This window comes from Microcystis wesenbergii NRERC-220, from assembly GCF_032027425.1.
Classification (GTDB): domain Bacteria; phylum Cyanobacteriota; class Cyanobacteriia; order Cyanobacteriales; family Microcystaceae; genus Microcystis; species Microcystis wesenbergii_A.
Genome location: NZ_JAVSJA010000001.1, coordinates 1,631,804 through 1,646,196 on the forward strand (window position 1 = coordinate 1,631,804; position 14,393 = coordinate 1,646,196).

General features: G+C 41.0%; 13 protein-coding genes and 1 pseudogene. 6 read left to right on the top strand and 8 right to left on the bottom strand.

Features of this window, described 5'->3' with window-relative positions:
* Positions 1–4: 4 nt before the first annotated feature.
* Both RAM70_RS07925 and RAM70_RS07930 read right to left on the bottom strand, forming a co-directional pair.
* Complete coding sequence (locus RAM70_RS07925; protein ID WP_288136692.1) at positions 5–1,381, bottom strand: KGGVGR-motif variant AAA ATPase; 1,377 nt, start codon at positions 1,379–1,381, stop codon at positions 5–7.
* Between the two features lie 7 nt (positions 1,382–1,388).
* Positions 1,389–1,820 (bottom strand): HEPN domain-containing protein, encoded by a 432-nt coding sequence (locus tag RAM70_RS07930; RefSeq protein WP_045362601.1) that lies wholly within the window; start codon positions 1,818–1,820, stop codon positions 1,389–1,391.
* 711 nt (positions 1,821–2,531) lie between these two features.
* Here RAM70_RS07930 and RAM70_RS07935 point away from each other — a divergent pair.
* From RAM70_RS07935 to RAM70_RS07950, 4 genes are read left to right on the top strand one after another with little or no spacing between them, the layout of a single operon-like run.
* On the top strand, positions 2,532–6,542 hold the full coding sequence (locus RAM70_RS07935) for a magnesium chelatase subunit H (RefSeq protein WP_312673176.1): 4,011 nt from the start codon (positions 2,532–2,534) through the stop codon (positions 6,540–6,542).
* A gap of 60 nt (positions 6,543–6,602) precedes the next feature.
* Positions 6,603–7,130 (top strand): hypothetical protein, encoded by a 528-nt coding sequence (locus tag RAM70_RS07940; RefSeq protein ID WP_287999895.1) that lies wholly within the window; start codon positions 6,603–6,605, stop codon positions 7,128–7,130.
* Between the two features lie 20 nt (positions 7,131–7,150).
* Positions 7,151–7,552, top strand: a complete 402-nt coding sequence (locus RAM70_RS07945; RefSeq protein ID WP_287730986.1) for a hypothetical protein — start codon at positions 7,151–7,153, stop codon at positions 7,550–7,552.
* 4 nt (positions 7,553–7,556) lie between these two features.
* Positions 7,557–7,751: a type II toxin-antitoxin system HicB family antitoxin gene (locus tag RAM70_RS07950; RefSeq protein WP_312675846.1), complete on the top strand. Its 195-nt coding sequence runs from the start codon at positions 7,557–7,559 to the stop codon at positions 7,749–7,751.
* Positions 7,752–7,839: 88 nt separating this feature from the next.
* Here the strand turns inward: RAM70_RS07950 and RAM70_RS07955 are convergent, their stop codons facing one another.
* The 3 genes from RAM70_RS07955 to RAM70_RS07965 are packed head-to-tail and all read right to left on the bottom strand — an operon-like array spanning position 7,840 to position 8,689.
* Positions 7,840–8,085 (bottom strand): transposase, encoded by a 246-nt coding sequence (locus RAM70_RS07955; RefSeq protein WP_376750906.1) that lies wholly within the window; start codon positions 8,083–8,085, stop codon positions 7,840–7,842.
* Between the two features lie 17 nt (positions 8,086–8,102).
* Positions 8,103–8,348, bottom strand: coding sequence for a transposase (locus tag RAM70_RS07960; protein WP_312675775.1), 246 nt, complete (start codon positions 8,346–8,348; stop codon positions 8,103–8,105).
* 17 nt (positions 8,349–8,365) lie between these two features.
* Positions 8,366–8,689 (bottom strand): transposase, encoded by a 324-nt coding sequence (locus RAM70_RS07965; protein ID WP_376750879.1) that lies wholly within the window; start codon positions 8,687–8,689, stop codon positions 8,366–8,368.
* Between the two features lie 405 nt (positions 8,690–9,094).
* On the opposite strand from RAM70_RS07965, the pseudogene RAM70_RS07970 reads away from it, so the two are divergent.
* A pseudogene (locus RAM70_RS07970) lies at positions 9,095–10,309 on the top strand (ISL3 family transposase).
* Here RAM70_RS07970 and RAM70_RS07975 read toward each other — a convergent pair.
* Complete coding sequence (locus RAM70_RS07975; RefSeq protein WP_312672158.1) at positions 10,243–10,668, bottom strand: IS630 transposase-related protein; 426 nt, start codon at positions 10,666–10,668, stop codon at positions 10,243–10,245. The pseudogene RAM70_RS07970 and the gene RAM70_RS07975 sit on opposite strands and share 67 nt — an antisense overlap.
* 429 nt (positions 10,669–11,097) lie before the next feature.
* Between RAM70_RS07975 and RAM70_RS07980 the strand changes: the two genes are divergently transcribed.
* Entirely contained in the window at positions 11,098–11,964 is an 867-nt protein-coding gene (locus RAM70_RS07980; RefSeq protein ID WP_190381904.1) for a 6-pyruvoyl trahydropterin synthase family protein, read from the top strand.
* A gap of 61 nt (positions 11,965–12,025) precedes the next feature.
* On the opposite strand, the gene RAM70_RS07985 is transcribed toward RAM70_RS07980, so the two are convergent.
* Both RAM70_RS07985 and RAM70_RS07990 read right to left on the bottom strand, forming a co-directional pair.
* Positions 12,026–12,835, bottom strand: coding sequence for an SDR family NAD(P)-dependent oxidoreductase (locus RAM70_RS07985; RefSeq protein ID WP_002758498.1), 810 nt, complete (start codon positions 12,833–12,835; stop codon positions 12,026–12,028).
* Positions 12,836–13,217: 382 nt separating this feature from the next.
* Complete coding sequence (locus RAM70_RS07990) at positions 13,218–14,393, bottom strand: hybrid sensor histidine kinase/response regulator (protein WP_045362586.1); 1,176 nt, start codon at positions 14,391–14,393, stop codon at positions 13,218–13,220.

The following is a 14,393-nucleotide window of genomic DNA, read 5'->3' on the forward strand; positions in this document are numbered from 1 at the left end:
ATTTTTACCGATTGTTTATAATCACATCACGTCCAAATAATTGACAAAGCTTTTCAGCAATAGTTTGATAAGGAGAATCGGTCATAACTTTTACGAGATTTGCTAATCTCTCTTTTTCTTCTGGAGTATCGTGCCGTGAGTCACGAGTAAAGAGGGCAATATCTCCCCGCAGACTATTATCGTAGGGGACAACTATCGGGAAAAATGGTGCATCAGTATCATTAGAGTTAGGGACATCTTCAGATTCAGTATAATAGTTTTCTTGGAAAATTGTATAGGCTCTTTGTCGAAAATTTCGTAACTCTCTTTCTCGGCCAACTGTTCCTAAAGATGGAGCGAGAGCATGAACTAAAATTAATGGTAAAGGATCCTCAGGGTTAGATAGGGCTAAATGTTGGATAACTTGGGTTAATCCTGCCCAACTTTGTCGAGATTCCGTACCAAAAATAACCACTGCATGGGAAAAATAAGTAATAGCTAAACCACCAATATCATGAAAACCTGCTCTTGCATCCATGAGAATAAAATCCAGTGGTCTGCTTAACCTTTCTATTTCTTCTAGCATTTGTTTTAAAATGCCTTGTAGTTGACCATTGACAAGATTTTGAAAGTCTAAACGAGCCAATTTTTCTAAATAATCTTGATCCACATTTCCTGCTGGTAGCAATTTTAAGATTTCACCTTCATCTCCTAACAAATTTGAGTCATTAATATCTTTTAAACTCAGTTTCCATTTGTCTTTTTGAACTTTCTTTTCTAGCAAATAGTCCATGACACCAGAATTATCGGCAAAATCCTCAGAAAAAATTGTGGCCAGACCGGGAGCTTCTAAATCAAGATCAACTATAGCGACTCGATGACCATTCCGCGCTAAAGTTAAGGCAGTAGCGGCAATAGTAGTGGTGCGACCAACTCCTCCTTTGAAGGAAAAAAAGGAGACAATAGCTGGTTTATATCCTTTTTCAACTTTTTCAAAATCCCAAGGCAGTTGCTGCCCAATTTTATTCTCTGTCCATGCTTGTTTAGCCAGATGACGTTCTAGAATATACCATTTCAAGCTTGGCGATTCATCGAACCAAGGTGCCTTAACTTTTTCCTTCATGATAAGATCAATCAGGGCTTTATAAGCATCTCCTTCTCCTTTTTGCCACCAAATATCATGGCCATAGTAATCCTCAAGTTTTTCAGACAGGAGTGTAGATAGATGATTTTCTTCGTTTGATTCTATCTTGTTTGTCCCTGTTAACCCTAGAAATAAGCGAATTTTTCCCTCAACATCACGAATAATAATCACGGATTCTAGTTTGGCTACAAGAGAACCAAGACTGGAATCCTGAAAGCAGTCCCTTACCCTAGCAAAAGTTTCACTAAAACTAATCATCAGAATCTTAAATATCCTTACTAGAAATATAACCGTTTAGCACTAATCTGAGAATAATATCTCGATAAATTTCTTCAGCATATTCAACGGCCGAGTTAGCCTGATCTTCAGTCCAATATCCAGATTGATAATATCTTCTTTCTGGGTGATTTTGCCCTAGAACAGTTCCCCGGATGCGAGAAACTGGTAACTGTTGCTCTAAAATAGGATAGAGAATTCCTAATCTTTCCCTCGCTTTACCTTCTAATTCCTCGAGATCATGTCCGAATTTTTTAGCGGCTTTTTGATCATTTTTAAAATACTGTTCTACTAAAAACTTAAAAGCGCATTCTACTACATAACCAGCTAGGTAAATGGCATTGTCCCAACGTTTTTTAGACAGCAAAATTTTGGCATCTTGCAAATGTCGTCCCGCTGCACTAGCAAATAACTCGGTCATAGATGTATCGAATCAAATAAAAACTTTTTAGCCATAAACAAATTCTACCACCATAACGAAACTCTAAGAACTTTACTTCATTTTTGATTTTTTAACCTAAACTTGCCAAATTTTCTGAAACTATTGCCTGATTTCCTCACTATAATTAAGCTGTTGACTATCTAAATTACTCCTTAAGACTGCACCAGAGTGCCAGAGTTGCCAGTTCGAGCATTTGTACTAAAATTTCCCCTACTCAGTTTAAATCCAGTACAGCTTACCGGCTACTGAATCCTAACCCTAACAACAATTTTTGATTTTTACCAGAGGTCTAGGACAAGGACAAAAAGCTCATCTTGATTGAGTTATAGCACTTGCAGATGTCTATGAGATGATCTCGAATCCTAACCCTGATCATGTTTGAACAGGGACATCTCGTCTGAGGTGCTGATTAATAACACTTTTGTAATTAAAAGTCAATAGATTAAATATTAATTTTTGTAAAGAAAAGCCTGAGTAGTTACTCAAAAAGCTCTTTACCATCTGTTACAAAATATGGCAAGATATTTATCGAATTGTGTCAAAACCCAGAGTAAATACTCACTTGGGTGACATTTTCTGATACAAAACAGAAACATATATATCCAAATACCTTAAACAAAGGGCGATCGTCATCAGATGACGAAAATCACTTCATACCAGACTCAGCAATCATAAGGAGAACCATCATATATGTTCACTCACGTCAAGTCCACCATTCGTCACATAGTTCCCGACGGGTTGAATGGTCGATCGCTGGTCAAGGTGGTCTATGTCGTGCTAGAACCTCAGTACCAAAGTGCGCTGAGTAGTGCGGTCAGGGAAATCAACGCTAACAACCCGAAACTAGCGATCGAAATTAGTGGTTATTTAATCGAAGAACTGCGCGATGGGGAAAATTATCGCAATTTTCAAGAGGATGTAGCCAAAGCTAATATTTTCATTGCTTCTCTCATCTTTATCGAAGATTTAGCCGATAAAGTCGTGGCCGCTGTCAGTCCCCATCGGGATAAATTAGACGCAGCGATAATCTTTCCCTCCATGCCCCAGGTAATGCGCTTAAATAAATTAGGCAGCTTTTCCATGGCCCAATTGGGACAGTCTAAGAGTGTCATCGCTAACTTTATGAAAAAGCGCAGGTCAAACTCTGGCGCTGGTTTCCAAGATGCGATGTTAAAGTTATTGCGAACTTTACCGCAAGTCCTGAAATACCTCCCCATGGAAAAAGCTCAGGACGCACGCAACTTTATGTTAAGTTTCCAGTATTGGCTGGGAGGTTCGGCAGAAAATTTAGAGAATTTTCTGTTAATGTTGGCCGATAAGTACGTCTTTGATAATAAGGATGACAGTGTAGTTTACAAAGAACCGGTAGTTTATCCAGATATGGGTATCTGGCATCCTTTATCCCTGAAAATGTTCGAGGATGTCAAGGAATACTTCGCTTGGTACAATAACCGCAGTGATATTGCTGATGACCTGAAAGAACCCTTAGCTCCCTGTGTTGGCTTAATTTTACAGAGAACTCACCTCGTTACTGGTGATGACGCTCATTATGTCGCTCTCGTGCAGGAATTCGAGTCTATGGGTGCGCGAGTTCTTCCTGTTTTTGCTGGGGGATTAGATTTTTCTAAACCGGTAGAAGAATACTTCTGGGATAAAAGCTTAAAAGGAGTGGAACTTGCCCTGAGCCAAGCCGAAGGGGCGGTTGCTATCGTTGATACGGTAATTTCCCTGACAGGATTTGCTTTAGTGGGGGGTCCAGCGCGACAAGATCATCCGAAAGCGATAGAATCTTTAAAACGTCTCAATCGTCCCTATATGTGCGCGTTACCGCTAGTTTTCCAAACCACTCAGGAATGGGAAGAAAGCGATTTGGGGTTACACCCGATTCAAGTGGCGCTACAGATTGCCATTCCCGAATTAGACGGTGCGATCGAACCTATTATATTATCGGGCCGGGATGGGGCCACGGGTAAAGCGATCGCTTTACAGGATCGGGTGGAAGCGATCGCTCAACGGGCGCTAAAATGGGCCAATTTAAGAAAGAAACCGAAACTCAATAAAAAAGTCGCCATCACCGTCTTTAGTTTCCCCCCCGATAAGGGGAATGTGGGAACTGCAGCCTATCTAGATGTGTTCGGTTCTATCTACGAGGTGATGAAAGCGTTACAAAATAATGGTTATGACTTGCAGGACTTACCCGCATCTCCCCGGGAACTGATGGAAGCGGTAATCCATGATGCTCAAGCACAATACCATAGTCCGGAGCTAAATATCGCCTATCGGATGTCCGTACCGGAATACGAACGTTTAACCCCCTATTCCGTCCGTTTAGAGGAAAATTGGGGACCACCACCTGGACACCTCAACAGTGATGGACAGAATCTGTTAATCTACGGCAAAGAATTCGGTAACGTCTTTATCGGGGTTCAACCCACCTTCGGTTATGAAGGGGATCCCATGCGTCTGCTCTTTTCTCGTTCTGCTAGTCCTCACCACGGTTTTGCAGCCTACTATACCTATCTCAATCAAGTCTGGAAAGCAGATGCGGTTCTCCATTTTGGCACCCACGGATCCCTAGAATTTATGCCGGGGAAACAGATGGGAATGTCTGGGGAATGCTACCCCGATAACCTCATCGGGATGATTCCCAATCTCTACTATTATGCCGCTAATAACCCCAGCGAAGCGACGATCGCTAAACGTCGCAGTTATGCGGAAACTATTTCCTATCTCACTCCCCCCGCAGAAAATGCCGGACTCTACAAAGGGTTAAAAGAACTAAGCGAGTTGATCGGTTCCTACCAAACTCTGAAGGATAGTGGACGTGGGGTGCAAATTGTCAATACTATTGTCGATAAATGTTTATTGGTCAATCTCGACAAAGATATAAGTTTACCTGATGGTGACACTGCCCATCTCAGTCAAGAGGAACGGGATAATATCGTCGGTTCGGTCTATCGCAAACTGATGGAAATTGAATCGCGCTTGCTTCCCTGCGGACTTCATGTTATTGGGAAACCCCCCTCGGCGGAAGAGGCGGTGGCAACTTTGGTCAATATTGCCAGTTTAGACCGGGAAGAGGACGATTTACTTTCCTTACCCCGGATTATTGCCAACAGCATCGGCCGGGATCTAGAGGAAGTTTATCGCAATAGCGATCGAGGGGTGTTAGAGGATGTGGAATTACTGCAAAACATCACCCTAGCGACTCGTGCTGCTGTTGCTGCTTTAGTCAAGTCCCAAACTGACCCAGAAGGTCGGGTATCGATGCTTTCTAAGCTGAATTTCTTGAATATAGGCAAAAGATCGCCTTGGATCGAAACTTTACGGTCGATGGGTTATCCACAAGTTGATCCGGTGGCATTAAAACCCCTGTTTGAATACCTAGAATTCTGTTTAGAACAGGTCTGTGCCGATAATGAATTGGGGGCGCTATTAAAAGCATTGGAAGGGGAATACGTTCTTCCCGGTCCTGGTGGCGACCCCATCCGCAACCCCGGAGTTTTACCGACGGGTAAAAATATCCACGCTTTAGATCCCCAGTCTATCCCGACCCTAGCGGCGGTAAAATCGGCTAAAATCGTGGTGGATCGTCTGTTAGAGCGGCAAAAACTGGATAATGGCGGTAAATATCCTGAAACCATCGCTTGTGTTCTCTGGGGAACTGATAATATCAAAACTTATGGGGAATCCCTAGCACAAATTCTCTGGATGGTGGGGGTTCGTCCTGTTCCCGATGCTTTGGGACGGGTGAATAAATTGGAATTGATTCCCCTAGAGGAATTAGGAAGACCGCGCATTGATGTGGTGGTCAATTGTTCTGGTGTTTTCCGGGATTTATTTATCAATCAGATGAATTTGCTTGACCAAGGGGTAAAAATGGCCGCGGAAGCAAATGAACCGATGGAGATGAATTATGTCCGTAAACACGCTATTGAACAAGCAAAAGAAATGGGTTTAACGGTTCGACAGGCAGCCACCCGCATCTTTTCTAATGCTTCTGGTTCTTATTCTTCTAACATCAATCTCGCGGTGGAAAATAGCAGTTGGGAAGATGAAAAAGAGTTACAGAATATGTATCTCAACCGCAAGGGTTTTGCTTTCGACTCGGATAATCCTGGGATGATGGCCGATAATCGTCGGTTGTTTGAAGCATCTTTAAAAACTGCGGAGGCAACTTTCCAAAACTTGGATTCTAGCGAGATTAGTTTAACCGATGTTTCCCACTATTTCGACTCGGACCCGACGAAAGTTGTCGCTAGTTTACGCGATGATGGCAAAAAACCGGCGGCCTATATTGCCGATACTACCACCGCTAACGCTCAGGTGCGTACTTTATCGGAAACCGTGCGCTTGGATACCCGCACCAAGTTACTCAATCCCAAATGGTACGAGGGAATGTTAAGTCACGGTTACGAAGGAGTCCGAGAATTATCGAAGCGTTTGGTTAATACGATGGGTTGGTCTGCAACTGCTGACGCGGTGGATAATTGGGTGTATGAAGATGTCAACACCACTTTTATTCAAGATGAGGAAATGTGTCAGCGTCTGATGAATCTCAATCCTAATTCTTTCCGCAAGATGGTGGGAACCCTGTTAGAAGTTAATGGTCGCGGTTACTGGGAAACTTCTCAAGAGAATTTAGACCGCTTACAGGAACTTTATCAAGAAGTGGAGGACCGTATCGAAGGAATCGAGTAGAATAGATAGATAAGACTTGAGAGACTGGCTAATCACCGGTCTCTTGAGTTTTGAACAAAGATGAAAAATAACTTTTGGGGGTTAATTTGGTCTAGTTTTTTAGGAATTCAGTCATTGGTGCTGGGATTCCTGGGTTTTGTCGCTAGTTTACTTGCGTGGGCATTTGCTGGGCAGACACCTATTCCTCTAGTGGTTCTTTTTGTTATAATCACGATAGCTATATTAGTTATAGCAACTCTAATTACAGCGTTACAAACGGCACTAGAAGAATATCAAAGAGTCAAGCAAAATATTATTCCGAAAATCCTACGAGTTCAAAAGGACGCAAATAATAATATTCAATGCTTACTCGAAGCCTCCAATTTATTTGCCGCTCAACTAATGATATCGTTTTACTATACGGACGAAGATGGGTTTGAAGTATTAATCGGTGAGGGGGTTGTTAAAAATGTACAAAGCGATCAAAAAATACAGACAGTTCTCGACCAGCCAGAAGCGGGCTATCAAAATGTTTTAGACGGATTAGCTAATAACGACGATACAATTATTCAAAGAATCAAAGTCAAACCGAGTATTTATAAAAAATAATTAAACCTGTAGAGGAAAATATGGAAAACGTCACAGAAACTCCCCTTTTATCCCCCAAAGGAACTTTTCCTGCCACTGTCGTTAAGGTTATTGACGACTATAAATTAGTAATGAATAGAGGTGAACAGAACGGAATTCGAGAAGGTCAAAGAATGATGGTTTATCGTATCGATGACGAAGAAATATTAGATCCCCATACTGGCGAATCTTTAGGGTTTCTCGAATTAGTAAGAGGTACGGGAAGAATTATTTTCGTTCAAGATAAAATATCTATAATTGAAACCGATCAGAAAAAAACTTATAGAAAAAGAATAGAAAATTCTTCTTTGGGATTGAGGAGTTATAAATCTGAAGTGGTAGAATCCGATGAATTAAAACCTTTTGATAATGCTCAAGTTGGCGATTTAGTCAAACCTATTTAGACCTATCGATGGAACACCAATATTAGAATACTTTTTATCTCTTAAATATCCGATTTCAATTTATCCCGAAGAAGAGAGCGGATACACCGCGTTAATTCCAGATTTAGATGGTTGTATTACTCAGGGGGAAACTTTAGAGGAAGTGATGATTAATATTGAAGAAGCTAGAAAGTTTATTTTATGGCATAGAACGAGTTAGTTAGGACAGATGCCTGAAGGCTTTACTCACAGCATCCACAAGGTTTTCACTATCATTGATAATCTGACTATGGCATAGAACGAGTTAGTTAGGACAGATGCCTGAAGGCTTTACTCACAGCATCCACAAGGTTTTCACTATCATTGATAATCTGACTAACATAGTTTTTCAATCTAGCCCAGAACTTTTCAATTTTGTTGAGGTCTGGAGAATAGGCGGGTAAAAATAGCACTTCACATCCCGCTTTAGCTAACAATTTTTTGATTCTCTCTTTGGGATGAAAACTGGCGTTATCAATGATGATAATTTGACCGGGTAGTAGTTCGGGTAATATGGCATAGAACGAGTTAGTTAGGACAGATACCTGAAGGCTTTACTCACAGCATCCACAAGGTTTTCACTATCATTGATAATCTGACTAACATAGTTTTTCAATCTAGCCCAGAACTTTTCAATTTTGTTGAGGTCTGGAGAATAGGCGGGTAAAAATAGCACTTCACATCCCGCTTTAGCTAACAATTTTTTGATTCTCTCTTTGGGATGAAAACTGGCGTTATTAATGATGATAATTTGACCGGGTAGTAGTTCGGGTAATATGGCATAGAACGAGTTAGTTAGGACAGATGCCTGAAGGCTTTACTCACAGCATCCACAAGGTTTTCACTATCATTGATAATCTGACTAACATAGTTTTTCAATCTAGCCCAGAACTTTTCAATTTTGTTGAGGTCTGGAGAATAGGCGGGTAAAAATAGCACTTCACATCCCGCTTTAGCTAACAATTTTTTGATTCTCTCTTTGGGATGAAAACTGGCGTTATCAATGATGATAATTTGACCGGGTAGTAGTTCGGGTAATAGCAATTGTTCTATCCACTCACACACCAACTCTGTATTACAGTACCCCTCAAACACCATTGGCGCGAATCGTGGAACCACGCCACCAACCGCTGATCACACTAACTCGTTCGCTACAGTGACCTAACTTTAAAGCCTCAAATCTTTCTGATTTGTGACAATATCCATAAGGATAATCGATGGTGTTATCTATTCCAGCTTCATCAATATAGACAAATCTTTCCGGGGCATAACCTCTGATTTTTTGGAGAAACTCTTTTCGGGCTTCTTCATCTCTTTCTCTGTAGCCATAAGTTTTTTTTTACGGCTCTTCGGTAATTGTTATGCAAATAATTAACTTCAAATAAAATTCGATGATAGTGCCTACGCTCAAAAATAGCTGAAATTTATACAGGGAGAGATTTTAGACACAAACAGGTTAATACCAAAAGATAGACAATCGAGTTAAGATTTGATATAATAGCCAAAAACCAGAGTATTTTACTTATGATACTTGACAAATTTTTGAACCTAGAAGGAACCTCTATTCAAGGCTATCGACACCTAGAAAATGTCGGTATAGTTTGACCAGTCGAATCGAAAAAGAAAAAAGCAATCTGTCCTCGTTGTGGGTTAGAGAGCGATAAACTACACCAAAATCATCGATATTTAGTCAAAGATTTACCAATCTCAGGACAACCAGTGTACCTACAAGTTAATCGTCGTCAATTTAAGTGCGATAATTGTCGAAAACCCTTGAGCGAAGAGTTAGATTTTGTCGCCAGTAAACGAACCTATACGAAAAGACTAGCCGAAAATATACTCGAACAATTAAAATCAGGAGATATTTTAAATGTTAGTCGAATAAATGACGTAACGGAAGAAGAGATTCAAAGAAGGCTAGAGGACATTGCTGAAGAAATTACCGAGCCAGACCTATCGGAATTAAAAAGACTAGGAATTGATGAAATCGCTCTAGTCAAAGGACAAAAAAATTACTGTGCGGTTTTAGTAAATTTAGATACGGGAAAACTAATAGCTATTCTAGAGAAGCGAACACAAGAGGAGTTGAGAAAAACGCTTACAGGCTGGGGAAAAGAGGTGTTAGAGCCAATTGAAGAAGTGAGCATAGACCTTTGGTTGCCCTATAAAAATTTGGTGAAAGAATTGATGTCATCGGTTGAATTAGTCGCCGATAGATTCCATGTAATGAAACAAATTAATCAAGAGTTAGACGAACAGAGAAGAGCAGAAAAAAGAGCCGTAGAAGCGCAGAAAAATAAAAAACAGAAAGCGGAAAAAGAAGCGAAGCTAGAAGTTTTAAAGCGAAGTAAATATAGCCTATTAAAAAATGAAGAAGATTGAACGGAACCCCAAAAAATTAAACGAGAAGCTATCAAAGAAAATTGGCCAAATTTGAAAAAGATGCCGGAATTAAAGGAAGAATTCAGAAAGATTTATGAAACCTCAGAGAATCCGACAGAAGGACTGCTATCTATCTCGGAATGGTTGGCAAAATCCTCCATTGTTTTTACCAAGAGTTGTCAAACAATCCGAAACTGGTTTGGAGAAATCATTAGTTATTTCGAGCGAAGAACAACGAATGGATTAGTCGAGGGAATCAACAATAAACTTAAACTAATAAAACGGCGAGGCTATGGCTTTAGAAACTTTCGGAATTTTTGGGTTAGAAGTATGTTATCTTGGCATCTTGTCTGTTGATTTAGCATAAAGAGTAACGAAGAGCCTTTTTTTCTAGTAAATCCAATTCTTTTGAGCGCTTGACCAATTCTCATCCTACTGACTGGGTTAGCCCATTTTTGCGCCATTTTTTCTTGGGTCAAATGCCCATATTGTTCGGCCAACTTTTGAAAGGCTTCTAAATCGTCAATTTTGGGCTTCGGCCCTCGACGATAGTTAGTTTTAGCGGCCACCGTCCCAGTTTGTTTCTTCCGTTTCAGCCATAGGTCTAATGTATTACGACTAATATTGAGGGTGCGACAGACATGGCTTTTTTTCTCCCCTCGCTCTACGGCACTCACTGCTTTCTGTCTTAAATCATCACTATAGGGTGCTGCCATGAAAGCTTCTCCTCATTTCTTTTTCTCTATTATGTCCTAACTATCCCGCTCTTTGCTATAGTGGTAAAAAAGCAATTCCTTTGCCTTCTCAAAGATAAATTTTCTCACTAAGTAACTAAGCAAAATTAATTACACATCTAAGCCACTACTCCGTCAGACTTCTGATGTGAGGAAACAGTGAACTGAAAACTCAAATCCGATCCCTAATAGCTGTATCCCGTCTCCCGTCTCCTGTCTCCTGTCTCGGAGTCTCCTGTCTCGACTAGGAAATTAATTTTGCACGACTACTTATCGACTCACAGCGATCGCATTCTGCCGGAATTGAGGGATAACTTTCTCCGGTCCGCAAGCCGGAGGAGACAAAACTGGTTTATGCTAGAAAAAGTTGCTCTTAACGTAACTTTACAAAGTCATCGATCGCCCACATTTATGGATTGCATCATCAATCGTCGAGCGCGGTTTTCAGCCAGCCATCGCTATTATCTGCCAGAATGGGACGAAGCCGAAAATCAAAGACGTTTTGGTCTTGGTAGCCGTTTTCCCGGTCATGGTCACAATTACGAATTATATGTCTCCCTATACAAAGAACTCAATCCTTATGGCATGGTGGAGAATCTCTCCACCGTTAAACAGGTAATTAAACGAGAGATAACCAGTCAATTAGACTACTCCTATCTCAATCAAGTCTGGCCGGAATTTCAGCAAACCCTACCCACCACAGAAAATATCGCCAGAGTTATCTGGCAAAGATTAGCACCCTATTTACCATTAGTCAAAATTCAACTATTTGAACACCCCGAATTGTGGGCAGAATATCAAGGAAAAGATATGGAAGCAACTTTAACTATCAAAACCCATTTTAGTGCCGCTCATCGTTTGGCTTTACCGCAATTAACCCTGGAACAAAACTCGGAAATCTACGGCAAATGCGCCAGGGTAAACGGTCATGGTCATAATTATCACCTAGAAGTATCCGTGGCGGGAGAAATCGATCCCCGCACCGGTATGATTGTAGATCTAGGGGATTTACAAAAAGCGATCGATGAATTGGTAGTAGAACCCTTCGATCATACTTTTTTAAATAAGGATATTCCCTACTTTGCCGAAGTGGTTCCCACCGCGGAAAATATTGCCCTACATATCGCTCAACTATTAGAGGAACCGATCCGCCAATTAGGAGCCGAATTGGATAAAGTTAAACTGATTGAAAGTCCCAATAATTCTGCCGAAATCCACTGTCGTGGTTCGGTTCAAGCTCCCCGACAACTTCTAGAAAAAACCCTGACAGCTGTTTAATTGCCTGTTGGTTAAGGTGATTAGGGTGAGCCATGCTCACCCTGATGGATTTAATTAAACCCTAGTTAAACACTTCTCGCCATCCTCGCTTTCCTTTGCTTTGGCGTAAGGGAGAGGCTAAATCGACAATTTTCTCGAGCAGTTTCGGGGCCAATTTTTGACACCAAAGAGCTAGATGACTTTGCCAACCGACGACAATTTCCGTTTTGTCCCTATTTAACCCGGTAATTAGGGTTTGGGCGACTTCTTCGGCGCTCATCGGTTTTAACCATCGAAATAACTGCAATTCTCGCACCATATCCGTATCGGTTAAAGAGGGTAAGAGGGTGACAACTTTGATGTTGTGTTCCCGTAATTCCGACCTGAGAGCTTGACTAAAACCCAAAATGGCAAATTTGGTGGCCGAGTAGGTAGCAAAGCTAGGAGCGGCAATTTTACCCATCATGCTGGAAACATTGACAATCGTTCCCTGTCCCCGAATTGCCATCCGGCGGGCAATTAAGCGAGTAACCGTGTACAGGGCCATCAGATTTAAAGATATTTCTGCTTGCACTTGCGAAAATTGCGAGCGTAGAAAGGGGGTTTGATGGGCAATACCGGCACAGTTAACGAGGATATCGATGCCGCGGCATTCTTGCCAAACGCGGATAATTGAAGGACTAACAAGGTCATTTTCGGTTAAATCTAGGGCTAAAGGTGTGGCAATGACCCCTAGGGACTCAATTTCTTTGGCTAGTTTTTCTAATCGCTCTTGATCTCTGGCAACAATCACAATTCTGCTTAAACCTTGTCGGGCTAATTCTAAGGCGATCGCTCGTCCAATGCCCCGGGATGCCCCCGTGACTAGGGCTGTTTTTCCCTGTAATTTCATGATCAAACTCCTGTTTTAAGCAACAGTACAGAAATTTATTGGTTTTGCTTCTGAAATCTTTGATTTGTGCATCTATGCCCTACATAAGTAGTGAAGCAATCGGGGGATAGATGGATAGGTTAGGGTGCATGGGATTTTTCCTCCTTCAAAGCGCACTCTTGAACCTACGGTAACAGTTGTCTTTACAAACAGCAATCTTTTTTAACACTTTTCCCGAAAATCACTCGATCGGATGAACGCTCAGGGTGATCCTCGATCCTATGGAAGGGGAGTGGGGAGAGGGGAGAGGTAGGGTTGATTCATGAATCAACCCTACTATGAATCAACCCTAGGGCAGAGGGGCAGCAGAAAAAAAAATTGTGGTGCCACCCTATCGTTCATCTCAATTTAGGTGTTCAATGTCGGTAATAATCGGTAAAATTACCGTGATCTTTGTGCCTTTTCCTTCCTCACTTTCCAAGTGAATTTGTCCTTTGTGCGCTTCCACACAGCGTCCGACAATGGCTAATCCTAATCCCGTTCCTTGAATATTATCGACATTGCTACCGCGATAAAAAGGTTTAAATAAATGTTCTTGATCTTTGCTGGGAATACCAATTCCTCGATCGACAATTTTAAAGACTACCTGCTCGGATTCGACAATAATCTTAAATTCTACGGGGTTTCCTTGGGGTGAATATTTGAGAGCATTTCCTAGTAAATTTGTCAAGATATGTTTAATTAAATTTATATCCCAAAGTCCTCTTTCTAAGCTGCCCTCAATTTGGAAAATAATTGCTAATTGCGGCTCCGGCTTAACAGTAAAAGATTCTACCAATTTCTGACAATAATCCAGCAAATCCACCAGATCAAATTGACAGTATAATCTCCCAGAATCGGCCCGGCCAATTAATAACACTTCTGTGAGCAATTGATCCATGTCTTTAATGGCCGATCGAATCATGCGAAAATAGCTAACTTGCTGATCTTTTGTCAACCGATCGCGACTTTCTTCTAATAATCCAGCCGAGAGTAAAATTTTATTTAAAGGATTGCGAAAATCGTGGGATAACATGGAAACAAATTCAGTTTTTAACTGATTTAATTCCTGAGCTTTTTCCAGTTGATTAGTGCGTTCAATCACGCTCATTTTTAAAGCTTCGTTCGATTCTCGTAAAGCTTCCTCCATCTGTTTTCGTTCGATCGCATAACATAGCGATCGAGTTAAAATTTCTAAACTTACTTCTCTTTTAATTAAATAATCCTGCGCTCCCTGACGCAGTGCTGCCAAAGCTAAATTATCATCATTAGTATTAGTTAAAACCACGATCGGCAATTTCGGAGCCGTAATCAAAAGGGGAGCTAAGGATTCCAAACCCTGACTATCTGGTAAAGTTAGATCTAATAAAATTACATCAAAATTTGTTTGTTGTAACAGGGAAATAGCCTCGGATAATCTTGAGACATTAACCAGATGAAATTCTTTTTTTTCATTACCCTTAAGAATTTCCTTTAATAATCGAGCTTCGGCTAAATTATCCTCGATTAAAAGAACTTTTATATCCTGCGAGAGTCCCAT

Excerpts from the sequence above, each read along its gene's own strand:
- RAM70_RS07925 (WP_288136692.1), bottom strand. The coding sequence starts at position 1,381 with ATGATTAGTTTTAGTGAAACTTTTGCTAGGGTAAGGGACTGCTTTCAG.
- RAM70_RS07990 (WP_045362586.1), bottom strand. The coding sequence starts at position 14,393 with ATGGGACTCTCGCAGGATATAAAAGTTCTTTTAATCGAGGATAATTTA.
- RAM70_RS07945 (WP_287730986.1), top strand. The coding sequence starts at position 7,151 with ATGGAAAACGTCACAGAAACTCCCCTTTTATCCCCCAAAGGAACTTTT.
- RAM70_RS07975 (WP_312672158.1), bottom strand. The coding sequence starts at position 10,668 with ATGGCAGCACCCTATAGTGATGATTTAAGACAGAAAGCAGTGAGTGCC.
- RAM70_RS07930 (WP_045362601.1), bottom strand. The coding sequence starts at position 1,820 with ATGACCGAGTTATTTGCTAGTGCAGCGGGACGACATTTGCAAGATGCC.
- RAM70_RS07940 (WP_287999895.1), top strand. The coding sequence starts at position 6,603 with ATGAAAAATAACTTTTGGGGGTTAATTTGGTCTAGTTTTTTAGGAATT.
- RAM70_RS07935 (WP_312673176.1), top strand. The coding sequence starts at position 2,532 with ATGTTCACTCACGTCAAGTCCACCATTCGTCACATAGTTCCCGACGGG.
- RAM70_RS07980 (WP_190381904.1), top strand. The coding sequence starts at position 11,098 with ATGGATTGCATCATCAATCGTCGAGCGCGGTTTTCAGCCAGCCATCGC.
- RAM70_RS07985 (WP_002758498.1), bottom strand. The coding sequence starts at position 12,835 with ATGAAATTACAGGGAAAAACAGCCCTAGTCACGGGGGCATCCCGGGGC.